Annotated in this window: 18 protein-coding genes; 10 read left to right on the forward strand and 8 right to left on the reverse strand. The window is 70.4% G+C overall.

The window, feature by feature from the left end; genetic code table 11:
- Positions 1-66: 66 nt before the first annotated feature.
- The 3 genes from ACT3T9_RS00360 to ACT3T9_RS00370 are packed head-to-tail and all read right to left on the reverse strand — an operon-like array spanning position 67 to position 1,441.
- Positions 67-711: a response regulator gene (locus ACT3T9_RS00360; protein WP_444605742.1), complete on the reverse strand. Its 645-nt coding sequence runs from the start codon at positions 709-711 to the stop codon at positions 67-69.
- Positions 708-1,334, reverse strand: coding sequence for a sensor histidine kinase (locus ACT3T9_RS00365; protein WP_444605743.1), 627 nt, complete (start codon positions 1,332-1,334; stop codon positions 708-710). Before ACT3T9_RS00365 ends, ACT3T9_RS00360 begins: the two co-directional genes overlap by 4 nt.
- On the reverse strand, positions 1,319-1,441 hold the full coding sequence (locus ACT3T9_RS00370; RefSeq protein ID WP_444605744.1) for a hypothetical protein: 123 nt from the start codon (positions 1,439-1,441) through the stop codon (positions 1,319-1,321). The genes ACT3T9_RS00365 and ACT3T9_RS00370 overlap by 16 nt, the downstream gene beginning before the upstream one ends.
- 119 nt (positions 1,442-1,560) lie before the next feature.
- Between ACT3T9_RS00370 and ACT3T9_RS00375 the strand changes: the two genes are divergently transcribed.
- From ACT3T9_RS00375 to ACT3T9_RS00395, 5 genes are all read left to right on the forward strand, one after another.
- Positions 1,561-2,307: an ABC transporter ATP-binding protein gene (locus tag ACT3T9_RS00375; RefSeq protein WP_444605745.1), complete on the forward strand. Its 747-nt coding sequence runs from the start codon at positions 1,561-1,563 to the stop codon at positions 2,305-2,307.
- Positions 2,304-3,092, forward strand: a complete 789-nt coding sequence (locus ACT3T9_RS00380; protein WP_444605746.1) for an ABC transporter permease — start codon at positions 2,304-2,306, stop codon at positions 3,090-3,092. Before ACT3T9_RS00375 ends, ACT3T9_RS00380 begins: the two co-directional genes overlap by 4 nt.
- Before the next feature lie 180 nt (positions 3,093-3,272).
- Positions 3,273-4,829, forward strand: coding sequence for an Ada metal-binding domain-containing protein (locus ACT3T9_RS00385; protein ID WP_444605747.1), 1,557 nt, complete (start codon positions 3,273-3,275; stop codon positions 4,827-4,829).
- Entirely contained in the window at positions 4,826-5,338 is a 513-nt protein-coding gene (locus ACT3T9_RS00390) for a methylated-DNA--[protein]-cysteine S-methyltransferase (RefSeq protein ID WP_441444719.1), read from the forward strand. Before ACT3T9_RS00385 ends, ACT3T9_RS00390 begins: the two co-directional genes overlap by 4 nt.
- Positions 5,339-5,350: 12 nt before the next feature.
- Positions 5,351-6,574, forward strand: a complete 1,224-nt coding sequence (locus ACT3T9_RS00395) for an aminotransferase-like domain-containing protein (protein WP_444605748.1) — start codon at positions 5,351-5,353, stop codon at positions 6,572-6,574.
- Here the strand turns inward: ACT3T9_RS00395 and ACT3T9_RS00400 are convergent.
- The 3 genes from ACT3T9_RS00400 to ACT3T9_RS00410 all read right to left on the reverse strand — a co-directional run bounded on the left by ACT3T9_RS00400 (position 6,549) and on the right by ACT3T9_RS00410 (position 9,538).
- On the reverse strand, positions 6,549-7,292 hold the full coding sequence (locus ACT3T9_RS00400) for a class I SAM-dependent methyltransferase (protein ID WP_444605749.1): 744 nt from the start codon (positions 7,290-7,292) through the stop codon (positions 6,549-6,551). The two genes, ACT3T9_RS00395 and ACT3T9_RS00400, sit on opposite strands and share 26 nt — an antisense overlap.
- A 69-nt stretch (positions 7,293-7,361) precedes the next feature.
- Entirely contained in the window at positions 7,362-8,873 is a 1,512-nt protein-coding gene (locus ACT3T9_RS00405; RefSeq protein ID WP_441444722.1) for a hypothetical protein, read from the reverse strand.
- Positions 8,870-9,538 (reverse strand): ABC transporter ATP-binding protein, encoded by a 669-nt coding sequence (locus ACT3T9_RS00410; RefSeq protein WP_441444723.1) that lies wholly within the window; start codon positions 9,536-9,538, stop codon positions 8,870-8,872. The genes ACT3T9_RS00405 and ACT3T9_RS00410 overlap by 4 nt, the downstream gene beginning before the upstream one ends.
- A gap of 379 nt (positions 9,539-9,917) precedes the next feature.
- On the opposite strand from ACT3T9_RS00410, the gene ACT3T9_RS00415 reads away from it, so the two are divergent.
- Entirely contained in the window at positions 9,918-10,457 is a 540-nt protein-coding gene (locus ACT3T9_RS00415) for a CarD family transcriptional regulator (protein WP_441444724.1), read from the forward strand.
- Positions 10,458-10,516: 59 nt separating this feature from the next.
- Here ACT3T9_RS00415 and ACT3T9_RS00420 read toward each other — a convergent pair whose 3' ends face one another.
- Both ACT3T9_RS00420 and ACT3T9_RS00425 read right to left on the reverse strand, forming a co-directional pair.
- Positions 10,517-11,833 (reverse strand): MFS transporter, encoded by a 1,317-nt coding sequence (locus ACT3T9_RS00420; RefSeq protein WP_441444725.1) that lies wholly within the window; start codon positions 11,831-11,833, stop codon positions 10,517-10,519.
- Between the two features lie 158 nt (positions 11,834-11,991).
- The gene (locus ACT3T9_RS00425; protein ID WP_441444726.1) at positions 11,992-12,654 is read right to left on the reverse strand and encodes an SRPBCC domain-containing protein; all 663 of its coding nucleotides are present in this window, start codon (positions 12,652-12,654) and stop codon (positions 11,992-11,994) included.
- Positions 12,655-12,810: 156 nt separating this feature from the next.
- Here ACT3T9_RS00425 and ACT3T9_RS00430 point away from each other — a divergent pair, with 156 nt between their 5' ends.
- The 4 genes from ACT3T9_RS00430 to def all read left to right on the forward strand — a co-directional run bounded on the left by ACT3T9_RS00430 (position 12,811) and on the right by def (position 17,932).
- Complete coding sequence (locus ACT3T9_RS00430) at positions 12,811-13,557, forward strand: HAD family hydrolase (RefSeq protein ID WP_441444727.1); 747 nt, start codon at positions 12,811-12,813, stop codon at positions 13,555-13,557.
- Positions 13,554-16,100: a glycoside hydrolase family 65 protein gene (locus ACT3T9_RS00435; protein ID WP_441444728.1), complete on the forward strand. Its 2,547-nt coding sequence runs from the start codon at positions 13,554-13,556 to the stop codon at positions 16,098-16,100. Before ACT3T9_RS00430 ends, ACT3T9_RS00435 begins: the two co-directional genes overlap by 4 nt.
- Before the next feature lie 96 nt (positions 16,101-16,196).
- Positions 16,197-17,369 (forward strand): YihY/virulence factor BrkB family protein, encoded by a 1,173-nt coding sequence (locus tag ACT3T9_RS00440; protein ID WP_441444729.1) that lies wholly within the window; start codon positions 16,197-16,199, stop codon positions 17,367-17,369.
- Positions 17,366-17,932: a peptide deformylase gene (gene def / locus ACT3T9_RS00445; protein WP_441444730.1), complete on the forward strand. Its 567-nt coding sequence runs from the start codon at positions 17,366-17,368 to the stop codon at positions 17,930-17,932. Before ACT3T9_RS00440 ends, def begins: the two co-directional genes overlap by 4 nt.
- Positions 17,933-17,957: the final 25 nt, after the last annotated feature.

Here is a 17,957-nt window from a genome sequence, read left to right on the forward strand (position 1 = left end):
TCGCGGCCTCGTCGCTTCTACGCTGGTCACCGCTCGGATGCCCTTCTCTCCGAGAATGCCTTCGCTCTATCCGAGAACGCCTTCGCGCAGGGCTCGCAGCACCGCGCTGGTGCGATCCCTCGCCCCCAGCTTCTGCAGAATCATCGAGATGTGGTTCTTCACGGTGCCCTCAGCCAGGTGCAGGAGCTCAGCGATCTCGCGGGTGCTGTAGCCCTCGGCGAGCATGCGGAGCACGTCGGTCTCCCGGTCGGTCAGCGCCTGGATCGGGGCGGCCCGTTCCCGAGCCGGCACCCGGTCCGAGCGAATCGCGCGCAGCAGGCCCTCCGTGATGGACGGCGAGATCAGGGTGCCCCCGGCTTCGAGGGCACGCACGGCCCGGGCGAGCTGGTCGACGGTGACGTCCTTGAGCAGGTATCCGCGGGCACCGCTGCGCAGAGCCTGGAGCACCAGCTCATCGTCATCGAAGGTGGTGAGCACGAGGACCGGCACCTGTGAGCCCTGCGCATGCAGCTGCTCGAGCGCCCAGAGGCCGTCGAAGCGCGGCATCCGCAGGTCCATCAGGACCACGTCCACGGGATGCTCGGCGATTGCGGCCAGCGCCGTCTTCCCGTCGTCCGCCTCGGCCACCACATCGATCCCCGCCACCTGCAGGAGAGCACGAATCCCCTCACGCACCAGCGCCTGGTCATCGACCACGATCACTCGGGTCACGCCGCCACCCGCCCCGTCACCGCGAAGCCCGCGGTGCCGTCGACCGTGAGCTCGCCCCCCAGGGACTCGAACCGTTCGCGCAGACCGCACAGACCGTTGCCGAGCTCGGGAGCCCGGGCGCCGATCCCGTCGTCTCGCGCCACCAGCGACACCTGACTGCCGTCCTGGGCGAGGTCGATCTGCAGCCGCGAGGCCTCGGAGTGGCGGATCGTGTTGGTCACCGCCTCCTGGGCGAGGCGGATGAAGGCGACCTGCTGCTCCTCCCCCAGGTTCAGATCCGGGTCCACGGCGATGTCGACCTGGAGCCCGGGAATTCCCTCGACCATGCTGCGCAGCGCCTCCTGCAGGTCCACGGGCTGCGTCCGCAGCTCCCCCACCGTCGAGCGGACGTCGCGCAGCAGCCCTCGGGCGATGGCATCGGCACGAGCCACGTGCTCGCGCGCCCGGTCGGGGCCGACGTGCCGGGCGGCCTCCAGGTTCAGAGTCAGCACCGTGAGCTGGTGGCCGATCAGGTCATGCAGCTCGCGGGAGATCCGCAGCCGCTCCGCGGTGCGCGTGGATTCGGCCAGCAGGATCCCGGCGGCTTTGAGGTCCACGTGTGCCTGGGTCAGTTCGGTGCGCATCCGCTTCTCCCGCAGCAGGGTGAGGGTGCGAAGACGGTCGCCAGCTGGATCATCAGGTAGAAGCCGCTCGCGATGCCGGCCCAGCTCTCGGTGCGCAGTCTGCGCATGGCACCATGCTAGGCCGCTCCCTCTGCGCGCACCCGTGCCGATGGCCATGGTGCGCCGGGTAGGGACCGATGACGGTGGGCACAGGTGCTCCGGGCTCTGCCTCCGTAGCGTCGAGACCATGACACCTCTGAGCACGAAGAACCCCGCTGTCCAGGTCCAGCAGCTCACCAAGAACTATGGACGCCGCACCGTCGTCGACGGCATCAGTCTGACCATCGCTCAGGGTGAGACCCTCGGGGTGCTGGGCATCAACGGGGCCGGCAAGACCACGACGGTCGAGATGATCGCCGGGCTGCGACGGCCCGACGGAGGTCGCATCACGGTGATGGGCCTGGACCCGTTCCGCGACCGCGGGGTGCTGCGGCAGGTGCTGGGGGTCCAGCTGCAGGACGCGGAGCTGCACGATGCGCTGACCGTGAACGAGCTGCTCGCGCTCTACCGCAGCTTCTACCCGGCTCCCAGACCGACCCGGGAGCTGCTGGATCTGGTGGAACTCGATGCCCAGCGCACCACCCGCTTCGCGAAGCTCTCGGGCGGCCAGCAGCAGCGCCTGTCCGTGGCGCTCGCGCTCGTGGGCAGGCCCCGAGTGGTGATCCTCGACGAGCTGACCACTGGGCTGGATCCGGCGGCGCGACGTCGCATGTGGCGCACCATCGAGCATCTGAAGGCCGACGGAGTCACGATCCTCCTGGTCAGTCACACGATGGAGGAGGTCGAGCGACTCTGCGACCGCATCGTGCTGTTGGATGCGGGCCGGGTGCTCGCCGCCGGCACCCCGGTCGAGTTCATCGAGGGTGCCGGAACCACCACTCTGGACGAGGCCTTCGTCCAGCTCACCGGACACGAGATGGAGACTGCCGAATGACTGCTGGAACCCCCGCTGCCCCCGCCCCGTCCGAGCTGCGTGGTCACCATCCCGGGCCTCGATCCTTCGTCGTCATGGTGATCTCCGAATCGAAGATGGTGCTGCGCGACACGGCCGGGATGATCGTGCCGATCGGGATGCCCCTGCTGATCCTGCTGACCACCGCCGGTGGCACGGCCGACGTCGAGGTCGGCGGCGGTTTCACTGCTCTGGACGTGGGCGTCCTGCCCATCGTGCTGATGATGGTGCTGTCGATGATCGGGGTGGTCAACATGCCCAGCTTCCTGGCTCACTACCGACACTCCGGCATCCTGAAGCGCATGTCGGTCACCCCGGTGAGTCCCGTGATGGTGCTGGCCGCCCAGGTGCTCGTCTCCGTCCTGCAGTCCGCGCTCGGCATCGGGCTGGCGCTGGGGTTCACCGCCGTCGTGTTCGGCCTCAATCTGCCCTCGAACCTCGCCCTGGGGATCCTGGCGCTGTCTGCGGCCGCGATGTACGCGCTGGGGATGATCGTCGCGGCGGTCTCCCCCACTCCCAACTCCGCGGTGGCGATCGGTCTGGTCGGCTTCCTGGGGCTGGGCGCCCTGGGAGGGATGTTCGGTGGGCGCGAGGCGCTTCCCGAGCGGCTCGCCGTGGTCGGGGACCATCTGCCGTTCGGCGCCGGGGTGCAGGCGCTCCAGCGGGCATGGGTGGGAGCGCCGATGGAGATGGCTTCGCTGTCATCCCTGCTCGCCGCAGTGGTGGCTGGGGTGGTGGTCTCCGCACTGCTCTTCCGCTGGGAGTGATCGACGAACTGCGAGCCTGCGAGGGAAGGAGAGCGACCGATCACGCAGGGAGTGATCGACGAACTGCGAACCTGCGAGCGCCGTGCGGCCGGGCGCAGGGGTTGCTGGAAAAGGATCGGGGTCCATCACTCTGTCCGGATCCCGCTGGCGCGGCAGGCTGCAGAGGGGTTCACTGGAGGTATGGAGATGCTCACGGACGACCAGCGCTATGCGGCGATCGCCGCGCGCGATGCGCGGTTCGACGGCGTGTTCTTCACCTGCGTGCGCTCCACCGGGGTCTTCTGCCGTCCCTCGTGCCCCTCGCGCACACCGCGCCGGGACCGGGTGGAGTTCACCCCCAGCGCCGCCGCGGCGGTCGAGCGTGGCTACCGGGCGTGCAAGCGCTGTGGGCCGCTCACCCCTCCGGGCGCCGACTCCGACGATCCTGCGGGTGAGCTCGCGCACCGGGCGCTCGCGCTCATCCACGCCGGCGCGCTGGACGCCGGACTGGACGGGAGCACGACCGTGAGCGAGCTCGCCGACCAGCTGCACGTCACCGAGCGGACCCTGCACCGGGCGTTGGTGGCCCGCACCGGCACCGGGGCGGTCGCGCATGCCCGCATGGCCCGGGCCCGCCGCGCCCATGCGCTGCTGCGCTCGACCAGCTGGCCGATGGGCGATATCGCGACAGCGGCCGGTTTCGGCAGCGAGCGCCAGCTGCACGAGACCGTCCGCCGGATCTTCGGCCGGGCCCCGTCGGCGATCCGTGAGCTCGCCGCACCTCGGCGCGGAACCGGGGGCGCGATGGGCGCCGCTCGCGCAGACGGCGTCGGAGACGAGGGTCGCGCGGACAGCATCGCCGTGGTCCACGCCGACCTGGCCGTGCGCCGCCCCTTCCATGGAGCCGGACTGGCGAGCTGGTTCGCAACCCGGGTGATCCCCGGGGTCGAGCACGTCGAGGACCTCGTCTGGACGCGTGCCGTGGCCCTCCCCCATGGGCCCGCAGTCCTGCAGGTCGACCTCGGAGCGGAAGAGGGACTACTGCCGCTGACTGCACGGCTGACGGACCTGCGCGACTATGCCGCCGCCGTCGCCCTGGCTCGGCGGATGCTCGACCTGGATGCGGACCCGCATGGCATCGATGCCGGCCTGCGGGCCGCGATGCCTGCTCTGGCCCCTCTCCTCGACGCGCGCCCGGGAGTGCGGATCCCCGGCACGCCGAGCCTCTCCGAGGCGCTGATGTGGGCGATCGTCGGTCAGCAGATCAGCACTGCCCGCGCCCGGGCTCTGATCGAGAGCGCCACCGATCTCGCCGGAGCCGAGCTGCCCGCGTCGCTGCACACCGGGCACGTCCACCGGCTCTCGGTGTCACCGGGCGAGGCCGGTGCCCGCGCCGAGGAATGGTTCCGGGGGCCCGGCGCACGCCGCCGCACCCTGGCCGGCGCGCTCACCGACCCACCGGATCCGCACCTCCCCCTGCCCGAGCTGCGCAACAGGCTGCTGGCCATGCCCGGGATCGGTCCCTGGACCGCCGACTATGCCCTGCTGCGCGGAACCCGCGCGATCGATGTGGCACCGCAGCGGGACGTCGCCCTGCTCGCCGTCGCCCGTGCCCTCGAGCTGGCCGAGGACTTCCCCGCGCTCGATGCCGCTCTGCTCGCCGCCTCCCCCTGGCGCAGCTATGCGGTGATGCACCTGTGGCATCACCGTGACGACCTCCCTGCAGAACTCCGAACCCTTCGGAAGGACCGCTCATGACCACCACCCCGCTCCGCCCCGGCCGCTCCCATCGCCTCGTCGGGACCCGACTCGGCACCTACCTGCTGGCGGCAGACGCCGACGGACTCGTCGGCGTCTGGCGTCAGGACCAGAAGCACTTCCCTGCAGCGGCTCGGCTCGGCGCGGTCGCCGAGGCCCCCCACCCCGTGCTCGACGAGGCGGAGGCCCAGCTCCTCGCCTACCTCGCCGGGGACCGGGAGGAGTTCACGCTGCCGCTGGCCCCCGAGGGCACCGAGTTCCAACGGGCCGTCTGGGCGCACCTGGCCTCGATCCCCCGTGGCACCACCGCGACCTATGGGCAGATCGCCCGCGCCCTGGAACGGCCGCGTGCGGCCCAGGCCGTCGGTGCCGCCGTCGGCTCCAATCCGCTGTCGATCGTGGTGCCGTGCCATCGGGTGGTGGGCAGCACCGGGGCGATGACCGGATACGCAGGCGGGATAGAGACCAAACAGGCACTGCTGCTCCTCGAGGGCGCACTGCTCGCGTGACACCATGGGCCGATGACCGCGTCTGCTCCGTTCGAGCCCACCCGACAGCCGTTCCGCTTCCCCGTCGCCGCGCGCTACGCGGGCATGGAGTCCTCTCCGCTGAAGGACATCTTCGCCCTCGGCGCCCGCAAGGACATCGTCTCCTTCGCCGGCGGGATCCCGGATCCGGCGCTGTTCGCGCTCGAGGACGTCACCGCCTGCTACGACTGGGTGCTCTCCCACCAGGGCCACCGGGCGCTGCAGTACGGGGTGAGCGAGGGAGAGGTCGAGCTGCGCGAGCAGGCCGCACGCCGTCTCTCCCGTGATCTCCCGACCGACGCCTCCCAGATCCGGGTCACCTCGGGCTCCCAGGAGGGATTGTTCGTCATCGCCCAGGCCCTGCTCGAGCCCGGTGACGTGGTGCTGGTCGAGTCCCCCACCTATCTCGCGGCGGTGCAGGCCTTCGCTGTTCATGACGCACGCATGATCGGGGTCGACACCGACGATGACGGGGTGATCCCGGAAGCGCTCGAGGAGGCCATCCGCACCCACCATCCGCGGATGGTCTACCTGATCCCGTCCTTCCAGAACCCCACCGGGCGCACCATGCCGGTGGCGCGTCGGCAGGCGGTGGCCGACGTGCTGCTGCGCACCGACGTGCCGCTGATCGAGGACGACCCCTACGGCGCGCTGAGCTTCACCGGCAGCACCTGGGCGCCGATCGCGTCCCTGCCCGGGATGAGCGAGCGCACGATCCTGCTGAACTCGATGAGCAAGCTGATGAGCCCCGGCGTGCGGATCGGGTGGATGCGTGCGGAGGGCCCGATCCTGGACACCCTCGCGGTCGCCAAGGCCGCGATCTCCATGCAGTCCTCCGTGGTGGACCAGCTGACGGTGGCGCGATATCTCGAGACCGCCGATCTCGACGCCCATGTCGCGACGGTCAGCGCGGTCTACCGCGAGCGTCGCGACGCGATGACGGCGGCGATCACCCCGGTGCTCCCGGACGGCGCGCACCTGACCCGACCCGAGGGCGGGATGTTCCTGTGGGCCGCGCTCGGCGAGGGATACGACGCCCAGCGCATGCTCGCCGAGGCGGTCGCGGCAGGCGTCGCCTATCTGCCCGGCTGGTCCTTCTTCGCCGACAACGCCGACCGCTCCACGATGCGGCTGAGCTTCGTCACCCACTCCCCCGCAGTCATCGAGGAGGCCATCGGCCGCCTCGGCGAGGTCATCGCGAAGCACACCCGCGGCTGATCGGGACTGCAGGCTTCTGCCAGAGCAGCGTCACCCGGAAGCCCTCACGCCTGCGGATCCGGACTCCGGGGAGCACCCGGCCGGCGCGCTCCCTCAGCTCGTCGAGCGACCAGGCCGGATCGGCCACCGGGACCGCGGCCGCGGGATCCGGACCGCGCGCCGGGCGCGGGTGCTTCACCAGGCCGATCAGTGGATTGGTGACGGCGCTCCCGAGGTCCCACAGCTGGTCGAGCGTGGTCACCGGCATCGTCAGGGTGACCACGAGCAGCCTGCCCCCGGGGCGCAGCAGGATCTTCGCCTGGTTCAGCGCCTGGTCGAGATCCATGTGATGCAGCGACGCGACCATCGTGATCGCGTCGTAGCACCCCGCGTGCTCAGACCAGGCGGCATGCTCGGCGAGGGTGCGACGATGGATCCGCGCCTGCGGGATCGGCGCGACCTCGGACGCGGCGAGGCGCGCCATCTCCGGATCGGGGTCGATCCCGTCCACCCGACCACCGGGCCCGATCACGCCGGCGAGCGCCGTGATCAGATCCCCGCGCCCGCAGCCGACGTCCAGCGCCGTGGTGGCGGCGGCAGGCACGGAACGCAGGATCCAGCGGTGGAAGTGCGCGTTGTGGTTCCAGGGGTGGCGTGCGTTCAGCACCGTCAGCCGCCGACCCAGCCAGCGGATCAGCGGATTCTCGGTGGTCCGCACATTCCACGGGGTGCTCGTCATCGCCGCAGCTCCTCAGAGTCTCAAGTTCACAAGCGTCTCAGCGCCTCAGCGCCTCAGCGCCTCAGCATCTCAGCGTCGCAGTGCCCGCATGCGAGTCCAGGCCATGAGCGCCATCGCGGCGGTGAGGATCGCCGCGCCGCCCAGCAGCCAGGGCGGGCCGAGCAGTCCGAGACCGGCGAGCACCGCACCGGAGAGCACGGCGAGCAGTATCGCATCGGACTGCCAGGCCAGCATCGGGATCACCGCCATGTCCCCCTGCGGCGTGGGCATCGGGGTGATCAGGCCCAGCGGCATCGGGCCCTTCGCAGCGTCCCGCGCCCGGCCGACGATCATCACCGGCGCCAGGGCCGCGGGCAGGATGACCATCTCGACTGCTGTGAGCCCCTCGCCGGCCGCCAGCATCGTGGTGGCTCCGCCGAGTGTCGCGAGCACGCTCAGCAGCAGTGCCGGCGCGACGGAATGCAGGAGCACCTGGACGGCGGCCGACTGGCCGAACAGCGTGGGCGCCCCGAGGGTATGGACACCGTGACGGATCCCGTCGACCAGGGTGCCACCGGCGCCCCAGAGCGCCGCACTTCCCAGCACCACCGCACCCCAGGCGAGCGGGCCGGTGAGCAGGGTGGAGCCGGCGAGCGCTGCGGCCGCCAGCAACGCCACCACCACTCCCGCGACAAGCCGTTCCGGGCTGCGCAGCCACGTCACCACATCTCGTCTGGCGTACAGCAGCACCAGCGGCCGCGATCCGATCGCAGGCAGGCGCCGTCCGGCCGACGGCGGGAGCTGGAGCATCCCGGCGGCACCAGCCACGTCCCCGGTGGTGACGATCGTGGTGGTCGATGCCCACCGCTGGCTCTGCTCTCGCAGCACGCTTCCCCGCAGCCTGTCCAGCTGCGAGAAGCCCGCCGCGGTGGCGATGACCCCCGCTCCCAGCAGGAGCAGCGCCCAGATCTTCGGCCGGGTCTCCGTCACCGGGTAGGCGCCGCCGAGCCCCGGCGCGTGGGGCAGCGCCGTGCAGAGCGCGGCCGCTACCAGCAGCACGCCTGCCAGGAGCCGTCGATGCATTGTCCCGAGCAGCTCGCCGCCGAGCCAGGCCGCACCGAGCAGCAGGCCGGTGCCGACTCCAGCGACCACGAACCATGCGCCACCTGCTCCCGTGGCGGCGCCGTCGGTCACCAGGGTCGCCGCGATCAGGGAGGTCACGATGACGATGCCGAGAGCTGGCACCAGCAGCGCCCGAGCGAGCGGCCGCCAGAGGACGTCTCGTCGGCGGATCCCACTGGCGGCGAGGGTCGCGGTGAAGAAGGGCGCGATCAGCGCCGGACCGCGCACGGCGCCGAGCATCACCATCACGCTCGCCGCGGCGAGCGACACGGTCGTGGTGACCTGCGGGGCGAGGGGGTGCAGCAGCGCGGGGAGCACATCGGGCCGGGCCAGGAACGTTCCCGACATCTGCAGGACGGGTGCGGCGAACACCAGCACGCTCAGTGCCACCACGTAGAGCAGGTACAGCAGATCGGCGCGGGTCCGGGCCTGGCTGCGCTGCGCCCAGACCTCGCGGACGGCGCTGAGATCCCCGGTCACGGAGCGTCCTCCAGGTGGAGGCGGTGATCGGCGAGCGCCTCGAGCATCCGGGGATGGTGAGTGGCCATCACCACGGCCGTTCCCGCGTCGACGCGGGCACGGATCGCATCGATCACCAGCTCCAGCCGGTCGGCATCCAGTCGCTGCTCGGGCTCATCCAGCAGCAGCACCTGGGCCGGCCGCGCGAAGGTCAGCGCGAGGGACACCAGCTGCGTCTGCCCGCTGGAGAGCTCATGCGGGAATCGGCGTCCCAGCGGCGTGATCGCCAGCTCCTCGAGCAGCGCCTGGGCCTGCTCGGCCCCGGCGGCCGCGGGCGTCCCCCAGGTGGCGGCGATGAACTGGAGGTGTTCGGCGACGGTGAGGTCCCGGGCCGTCTGCGGCGGGCCGATCAGTGCGCCGAGAGCGGTGCGGAAGGTGCGGTCGCGATCATCCGGTGTCCGCCCGGCGATCTGCACCGTGCCCGCAGTGGGCTCGAGCAGGCCGGCGAGCACCCGCAGCAGCGTGGTCTTGCCGGAGCCGTTGGCACCGGTCAGTGCCAGCACCTCTCCGGCCTGCACGCTCCCGGTGGCCTCGAGCAGGAGCACGTTGCCGTCGAGCACCACCCCGATGTCCTCGAAGCGGACGAGCTCGCGCTCGGTGGAGGATGCTGCGGAGCCGGGGACCATATCCCTATCGAACCGCATCACGACCCGCAGGAGCCTCCGACTTCCGTCTCGAACAGACCGTCGCGATGACCCAGCTCCGACGTGACGCTGATGCGGCTCCGACACGCTGTCGACGCGATGCCGATGGTCTACCGATGATCTGCCGATGTGATGTAGGTGGAGACGTCACGCTCTGGATATTTTGTCAGATCCGTGAGAGAATGAACTGCTCCGTCGTAGGTGCCGTCACCCTGTTCCTGCAGGTCGAGCGGCACTCGAGCCACTTCGTCACCCCCGTGTCCCGGGCCCTGTCCGGGACCGCACGATGCCGGACGTGGCCGCCTCGACCCCACCAGGGCCGCGGTACCGCCGGTGCGCAGGTCCACAGAGGAGGAACCCCTTGTCCGTTGCCGAAGCGTCTGACGTCACCGCCGCCCCGAACGCCGGAGAAGTGCTCACACATCCCGTCCACGGACCGGTGCGCGTCGTCTCCACCTCCACCCGCGCCGTCCGCGGCGTCGAGCGTGAATATGTCGATCTCGTGGTCATCGGTGACGAGATGCGCATCTCCGTGCCCTCCGGCGGCAAGGACGTCATCGGACTGCGTGCGCTCCTGGTCGAGAAGGAGATCGTCACGATGATCAAGCAGCTCGGCGAGCCCATCGAGCCGCCGGAGAAGAAGGCGTCCTGGGCTCACCGCATCAAGTCGCTCCAGATGCAGCTCCAGACCGGTCGTCTCACCGACCGCATCGAGGTCATCCGCAACATCGTCCGTGACTCGGGCGGCGTCCCCTCGAGCCTCGCGGAGCGCAACCTGCTCAAGCAGGCCATCGACCCGCTGGCCTCCGAGATCGCGATCGCCCGCTCGATCCCTCGTGAGGATGCCCAGGTGCTGCTGCACAGCACGGCCGAGAACGCCCTGGTGCCCGCCGCCGCCTGAGCTCCTGGCTCCAGCTGATCTCCTGGCTCCGGCTTCGTCGGTGTCCACGCTGCCCCGCCTCACCTCCTCCGGGTCCCCCCGGAGGGTGTGACGCGGGGCAGTATTCGTGTCAGCCAGATTCCCCCTGCGACGCAGATCGCTCCGGTCGCCGCTCCGGCGATGGCCACCGGGGCGACCAGCGTGACGCCGGTGACGATCAGCGGCGCCGCCAGGCGTCCCGCCCCCAGCATCGTGTTCCACCAGGCGAGGTAGGTCGCACGGTCATACACCGGGGAGACGTCGATGCCGAGGGTCATCACGAGCCCCGAGCCCAGGCCGTTTCCCAGACCGATCAGCAGGCTGGGCACGAGGAGCGCCACCAGTGCGAGCCCTGGACCCTGCCCCTGCAGGACGATGCCGAGCACGGCCAGCAGCAGGAAGCCGGCACCCATCAGCAGCGCGCAGGGGACGGCGACCGCAGCGCGGCCGAAACGATCCATGAGGCTGCCTGCGGGGATCACCAGCAGGATCTCGAGCGCCGCGCTGACCCCGAAGACGATCGAGATCCACACCGGGTCCAGCCCGAGCGAATCGCCGAGCAGCGGCACGATCACCGGCCGGTTCACGCGCGCCATCATCACCGGGGAGATGCCGAGACCCACGGCGATCATGCGGCGCAGCACGGCACGATCCAGCCGGCCGCGTGCCTGGCTGCGCGGCCGTCGCTCGCTGCGGCGGCCGCGCGCGGGGGCCGGTCCCGCCTCCCCCGGAGGGAGGAAGAGCGCGATCATCACGGTGCCGGCTGCGGCGGTGACGGCGAACAGCAGGAAGACCCAGGCCATCGAGCCCACTGCCATCACCACCGCACCGAGCAGAGGGCCGATCACCTCTCCCAGGCGGATCACCCCGCCGAACAGGGTCATCCCGCGAGCACGCATCGCCGGCGGCAGCGCGGTGCCGAGATAGAACTGGCGCCCGAACTGCCAGACCTGCGTGCTCGCCGCCATCACCAGCAGGACCCCGATCAGCAGCAGGCGATGCGTGAGGTCGCCGCCCCCGCCCAGTGCGGGGTCGAGCATCAGATACGCGGCCAGGTTCGCGGCCACCAGCACGACACCGGTGATCACCAGTGCGCGACGAGCCCCGATCCGCGAGATCAGTCGACCTGCCGGGATGGGGCCGAAGAAGGAGGTGAGCCCGAAGATCATCGACAGCGCGGCCGCCTGCGGGATGCTGAACCCGAGGTCGCGGGCGATCAGCGGCACCACGGGCATCAGCGCCGCGAGACCCGTGAACTCCAGCAGGCTCGGCGCGTACACCGACGGGGTGAGCGAGCGGAGCACCTGCGCCGGGGTGCGCGGGTCCCGAGGGCGGGAGCTCGGCGCAGGTGTGGTCACCGGCCGAGTCTGTCACCCGATAGTGAGCCTGGGCAAAGAGCTCCGGGGTGCGGACGTCACGGACAGCGCGAGCACCCCGGGAGTGGGCAGCCGCAGGGCCTCAGGAACCCAGCAAGGGCTCAGAGTTCCAGGAGGGGCTCAGACTTCCAGCAGGGAGCTCAGGTGCCCAAAGAAGTGCCGGTGGTCGCCGCCTCGCCGCGACGTGCGACGCCCTCGTCGACTCCGGCCGCGACGGCTTCGGCAGCCCAGCGCACCGACCAGGCCCGCAGATACGCAGCTGCCTGAGGACCTCGCCGCCACTCCGGGGTGGGGGTGGGCACCGAGCCCAGGCAGCTGGAGCGCCAGCCGTCGGTCTCGGCGGCGAGCGCGAGCAGCGCGAGCTCCCAGCCGATGGCGAGGGCGCCGGGGCCGGTCCGTTCGAACTCCTCGACGTCGACCAGCGCGGTGTGGCGCAGATGCAGCAGCGTGGTGCCGTCGTCTTCCGGATCGAGCCTGATCAGCAGCGGGTCCTCGCCGCTGGACGATGTCCAGGACAAGGTGAGCCGGTGGGGCGCCTCGACCTCGAGGATCCGTCCATGCACTCCGCCCGGCGCAGTGAAGCTCCCACCCTCATGCAGCTCGCCGGCGACCGGCCCGAACCATCGCGCGAGCTCTCCGGGTCTGGTGAGCAGCGGCCACAGCTGGGCGGGGGCACGGTCGAGATTCGTGGTCAGGGTGAGCACAGCGCGGACCAGAGGGTGGCCCTGGTGGCTGGTCCGCTCATCGATCTCGAGCGCGCGGCGCACTGCGCCGACCACGGACAGCGACTCCGTGACAGTCATCTTCTCCTCGAAGGGTCTCAAGCCGCTCCGCACCGGCGCCGAAGCGCGGGAGCGGACTCTCGCAGGGTAGCCCACGCCCCGGCTCCCATGCCACGCCCTGGCGATAGCCTCATACCGAGCCCGGTCCGCACCCAGGTCCACAGGGACCGCCGTAGCATGTTCGGCGTGACTGCTGCGCGTACCTTCCGACCGGCCGACTACACGGCACATCTCTTCGATCTCGACGGGGTCATCACCCCGACGGCCGAGGTGCACATGCGCGCCTGGGCAGACATGTTCAGTCGATTCCTCACCTCTCGCGGCATCGACGAGCCGTACACCGACGCCGACTACTTCGCCCATGTCGACGGGCGCCCCCGCTACGACGGCGTGCGCACCTTCCTCAGCTCCCGGGGGATCACCCTGGAAGAGGGCATCGACGATGATCCCGGCGTCCAGGATCCCGGTGCGGAGACCGTGCGCGGGCTCGGCAACCGCAAGAACGACCTGGTGCTCTCGCTGCTGCGGGCCGACGGCGTGGCGCCCTATCCCGGGACCGTCACCTACCTCGATGCCCTGCCCCCGACCGCGCGGCTGGCGATCGTCTCCTCCTCCCGCAACGCGGAGGAGGTGCTGAGCGGAGCGGGACTGCTGGACCGCTTCGAGCACATCGTCGATGGCAACGTCGCGACCCGCGAGGGACTGCCCGGCAAGCCGGCACCGGACACCTTCCTCTACGCCGCCCGGCTGCTCGGAGTCGAGCCCGCGGACTCCGTCGTCTACGAGGACGCCGTCTCCGGCGTGCAGGCAGGTGCCTCGGGTGACTTCGGCGCAGTGATCGGTGTCGATCGCGGCGCCGGCGCTGCCGAGCTCGCCGCAGCCGGTGCCACCTTCGCCGTCGCAGACCTGGAGGAGCTCGCATGACCCGCCTGCGCTCGCTGCCCGCCGACCCCGTCGACCGCACCCAGCTCCCACTCGATGAATGGCGCCTGGTCGAGTCCAGGCCCCCTCAGGACCTGGGCCTCGCCGAGACCCTCTTCGCGACCGCCAACGGGTACATGGGGATGCGCGGGACCCCGGAGGAGGGCCGGGACGCAAAGACCCACGGCACCTTCCTCAACGGATTCCACGAGACCTGGCAGATCAACCACGCCGAATCCGCCTTCGGCTTCGCGCGCACCGGTCAGACCATGATCTCGGTGCCCGATTCGTCAGTGCTCAAGCTCTACGTCGACGATGAGCCGCTGCTGCTGTCGATCGCCGATCTCGAGGAGTACGAGCGCTGGATCGATTTCTGCGAGGGGGTGCTGCGCCGGGAGCTGATCTGGCGAACCCCGGCCGGGAAGCGGGTCCGGGTCAGCAGCGCCCGGATGGTCTCCTTCGCGCAGCGGCACCTGGCGGTGATGACGTTGAAGGTGGAGATGCTCGAGGGCTCGGCCCCGATCGCGATCTCGTCACAGATCATCAACCGCGAGGACTTCCGGGACGACTTCGGCAAGGGTCTCGTGGGCGGAGCGGTCACGGACAAGGCCGACCCACGGCGCACCACCGACTTCACCCATCGGGTGCTCGAGCCGCTGCAGGACTGGCACAGCGAGCGCCGGATGCTGATGGGGTACCGGGTCGCCAACTCGGGGATGACGATGGCCGTCGGCGCGGACCACCAGGTGGAGTCCGATGCGGAGGTGACCCAGCTCGTGGACACCTCCGCGGATCTCGGCCGCCAGGTCGTGCGCGCCCATCTGGAGGAGGGACAGTCGCTGACCGTCCGCAAAGCAGTCACCTACCATTCCTCGCGCTCCGTCCCCCACCGCGAGCTGTTCGACCGCTGCCGGCGCACTCTGGATCGGGTCCGCGAGAGCGGCTTCGAGGTGCAGTTCGCTGAGCAGCAGGCATACCTCGACGACTTCTGGCTGCGCTCTGACGTGCAGCTGCCCGGGCAGCCCGCGGCGCAGCAGGCGACCCGCTGGTGCCTGTTCCAGCTGGCCCAGGCCGCCGCCCGCTCCGATCAGTGGGGCATCCCGGCCAAGGGCGTCACCGGCTCGGGGTACGAGGGGCATTACTTCTGGGACAGCGAGATCTATGTGGTCCCGTTCCTGACCTTCACCCAGCCCCGGTGGGCGCGCAATGCCCTGCGCTTCCGCACCAACCTGCTGCCCAAGGCCCGCGAACGTGCTCGGGAGCTGAACCAGCGCGGAGCGCTGTATCCCTGGCGCACGATCAACGGCGATGAGGCCTCGGCCTATTACGCCGCCGGCACCGCGCAGTACCACATCGATGCCGACGTCGCGTATGCCTTCGCCCAGTACGCCGATGTGACCGGCGATCTCGACTTCCAGCATCGCGACGGGGTCCCGGTGCTGGTGGAGACCGCGCGGATGTGGGCTGATCTCGGGTTCTGGCGGATGACCGCCGATGGCGCAGCGAGCTTCCACATCAACGGCGTGACCGGCCCCGACGAGTACACCACTGTGGTGAACAACAACATGTTCACCAACGTCATGGCCCGCTTCAACCTCCGGCGTGCCGCGCGGGCGGTGCGCGAGCTGCGCGCTGCGGACGACAGCGCCTACGAGAGCATGCGCGTCGAGCTCGAGCTGGACGAGATGGAGCTCGAGCAGTGGGAGGCCTGCGCGGACGGCATGCATGTCGCCAAGGACGAGTCGCTGGGGATCCATCTGCAGGAGGACCGCTTCCTCGAGCGGGAGATCTGGGACCTCTCGAGCACCTCGGACGAGGCCTTCCCGCTGCTGCTGAACTACCACCCGCTGGTGATCTACCGCTTCCAGGTGCTCAAGCAGGCAGATGTCGTGCTGGCGCTGTTCCTGCGCGGGAGCGAGTTCACCGCCGAGGAGAAGCGCGCGGACTTCGAGTACTACGATCCGATCACCACCGGGGACTCCTCGCTCTCGGCGGTGGTGCAATCGATCATGGCGGCAGAGGTCGGCCATCAGAAGGCCGCACTGGACTACTTCCGTGCCGGACTCTTCGTGGATCTCGCCAACCTCCACCACAACACGGCCGACGGGGTGCACATCGCCTCCGCGGGCGGGGTCTGGAACGCGCTCGTGCACGGCTTCGGCGGGATGCGGCACGACGACGGCCAGGTGTCCTTCGACCCGCGGCTGCCCACCGACTGGCCGGAGCTGTCGTACCCGCTCACGGTGCGGGGCTCCCGGTTCCGGGTCCGCCTGGTGCGCGAGGAGATCTCCTTCACGCTCGAGAGCGGCGATGAGGTCGAGGTCACGGTGCGCGGCGAACGGGTCACGGTCGATGCGGGGGGCGTCACGGTGCCGCTCGTGGATCAGGGGCCGTTGCTCGACGATTCCGTGCTGGCCAGGCCCGTCGGGCTGGGCGATGAGCGCGCCGACGGCTCGATCATGACCTCTCACGTCCCCGGCGATCCCGACGATCCCTGGGAGTACCCGGTCGCCAGTGACCCTGACGACATCATCGACGAGAGCTGATCGGCGAGCTGACCGGCCGGGCCGCGGAGAACCTGGTGGAATAGGCTCGATCAGCGCCCATCCTCGGCGCACAGACCCTGAGCCCGGAGCAGCACGGTGACCTCTTCACGACCGCGACGCATCAAGCCGGTGGTCGAGCTGTCCCGACCCCGGCTGAGCGTCCTGCACGTCCTGAACCGGGTGCGGATGCGGATGCTCGACATCCAGGTCTGGGACGTCGCGGGCACGATGACGTTCTATCTGGTGCTCTCGCTGTTCCCGGGCGCGGTCGCAGTGGTCTCGATGATGTCGCTGATCGGGATCGAGGCGGAGACGCTCACTGCGCTGTCCGGAATGATCACCGAGATCTTCCCGACCCTGGACCCCCGCCCCTTCCTGAGCGCGATCCAGGCGGTGTCCTCCACCAGCGGCGGTCTGCTGGGCCTGCTGCTGGGCACGGCCGGCTCGCTGGTCTCCGCCTCGAACGGGGTCGCGGCCTTCCACCGCGCCCTGCATCGCGTGTATGACACCCGCGAAGGGCGTCCCTTCCTCCTGTTCCGCACCATCGTGTTCGGCGAGACCATGCTGATCGTGTCCGTGGTGCTGCTGGCCATCGGCATGATCATCGTGGGCGGCGAGGCCTCGCAGCGCATCGGCGAGTTCGTGGGCATCCCGCGGATCGCCTTCGCAGCCTGGAACCTCGTGAAGTGGCCGATCTTGCTGGTCATCCTCATCATCGGGGTGTCCATGGCGTACTACCTGTTCCCCAACGTGCGCCTTCCCCGCTACCGGCTGATGACGCTCGGTTCGACCGTGAGCGTGCTGGTGCTGTTCGGCACCGCGCTGATCGCCGGCCAGCTGATGGTCTACGCCACCCGCTTCGCGGAGATCCTCACCGCCCTGAACGGGCTGATCGCGATCCTGCTGCTGATGTGGATCTCGAACATCGTGGTGATCTCCGGAGCGGCGCTGGACGCCGAATTCCTGCGAGCACGCCAGATCGCCAGCGGCCTGGATGCCTGGCACCGCATCGTGCTCGACCCCCACGCCACGCACACCCTCGACTTCCTCGCCGCGGACGCGGTGCGGGCGGAGGAGCTCGGCCGCGTGGTCGCCGAGGCGGCCCGTGACGGAGAGCCGCTGCGCCGGGAGCGAGGACCGTGGATCGTCGACGCCCGCAATCCGCTGGCCGTCAACCCGCCCGCGCGCCACCGCATCACCAGCACCCCCCTCCCTCCCGCACAGGGCGGGCCCACTGATCCCCCGCACACAGGAGAACTCTCCGCATGACCGTCCGCCCGATCACCATCGTCGGCCACCGCGCCCTCTCGCAGCGCACCCGGCGGGTCCGCGAGGTCACCTCCGAGCTTCGCGCCCTGGTCGCTGACATGTTCGAGACCAACGATGCAGCCAGCGGTGCCGGGCTCGCCGCGCCGCAGGTCGGCTCGCGCTGGCGCCTGTTCGTGTACTCGTGCCCGGATGCCGGCGGAACCCTGCGGCGCGGGGTGGTCATCAATCCCGTGCTGGAACGCTTCGGCGGGATCGAGCTCGACGAGGAGACCCTCGAGGGCTGCCTCTCAGTCCCCGGCGAGGGCTTCCCCACCGCCCGCCACCGCGGGGCACGCGTGACCGGCATCGATCTGGAGGGTGCCGAGGTCGTGGTGGAGGACGAGGGCGGGGTGCTCGCCCGCGCCCTCCAGCACGAGGTCGACCACCTCGAAGGATCGCTGTACCTGGACCGCCTCTCTCCTGCCCGCAAGCGGGAGGCGCTGGACGCGGTGCGGGAGCGAGGCTGGCGCACCCACGGCATCCTCACCTGGGACCCGCGTGAGCTCGAGGCCGCTGACGTCTGATCTCGCACGGCGCAGCACCGTCACC

The sequence above is a fragment of the Brachybacterium sp. AOP29-B2-41 genome (assembly GCF_052378395.1).
In the GTDB taxonomy this organism is placed as follows: domain Bacteria; phylum Actinomycetota; class Actinomycetes; order Actinomycetales; family Dermabacteraceae; genus Brachybacterium.

Excerpts from the sequence above, each read along its gene's own strand:
- ACT3T9_RS00380 (WP_444605746.1), top strand. The coding sequence starts at position 2,304 with ATGACTGCTGGAACCCCCGCTGCCCCCGCCCCGTCCGAGCTGCGTGGT.
- ACT3T9_RS00430 (WP_441444727.1), top strand. The coding sequence starts at position 12,811 with ATGTTCGGCGTGACTGCTGCGCGTACCTTCCGACCGGCCGACTACACG.
- ACT3T9_RS00385 (WP_444605747.1), top strand. The coding sequence starts at position 3,273 with ATGGAGATGCTCACGGACGACCAGCGCTATGCGGCGATCGCCGCGCGC.
- ACT3T9_RS00375 (WP_444605745.1), top strand. The coding sequence starts at position 1,561 with ATGACACCTCTGAGCACGAAGAACCCCGCTGTCCAGGTCCAGCAGCTC.
- ACT3T9_RS00410 (WP_441444723.1), bottom strand. The coding sequence starts at position 9,538 with ATGGTCCCCGGCTCCGCAGCATCCTCCACCGAGCGCGAGCTCGTCCGC.
- ACT3T9_RS00390 (WP_441444719.1), top strand. The coding sequence starts at position 4,826 with ATGACCACCACCCCGCTCCGCCCCGGCCGCTCCCATCGCCTCGTCGGG.
- ACT3T9_RS00435 (WP_441444728.1), top strand. The coding sequence starts at position 13,554 with ATGACCCGCCTGCGCTCGCTGCCCGCCGACCCCGTCGACCGCACCCAG.
- ACT3T9_RS00395 (WP_444605748.1), top strand. The coding sequence starts at position 5,351 with ATGACCGCGTCTGCTCCGTTCGAGCCCACCCGACAGCCGTTCCGCTTC.
- ACT3T9_RS00370 (WP_444605744.1), bottom strand. The coding sequence starts at position 1,441 with ATGCGCAGACTGCGCACCGAGAGCTGGGCCGGCATCGCGAGCGGCTTC.
- def (WP_441444730.1), top strand. The coding sequence starts at position 17,366 with ATGACCGTCCGCCCGATCACCATCGTCGGCCACCGCGCCCTCTCGCAG.
- ACT3T9_RS00425 (WP_441444726.1), bottom strand. The coding sequence starts at position 12,654 with ATGACTGTCACGGAGTCGCTGTCCGTGGTCGGCGCAGTGCGCCGCGCG.
- ACT3T9_RS00400 (WP_444605749.1), bottom strand. The coding sequence starts at position 7,292 with ATGACGAGCACCCCGTGGAATGTGCGGACCACCGAGAATCCGCTGATC.
- ACT3T9_RS00365 (WP_444605743.1), bottom strand. The coding sequence starts at position 1,334 with ATGCGCACCGAACTGACCCAGGCACACGTGGACCTCAAAGCCGCCGGG.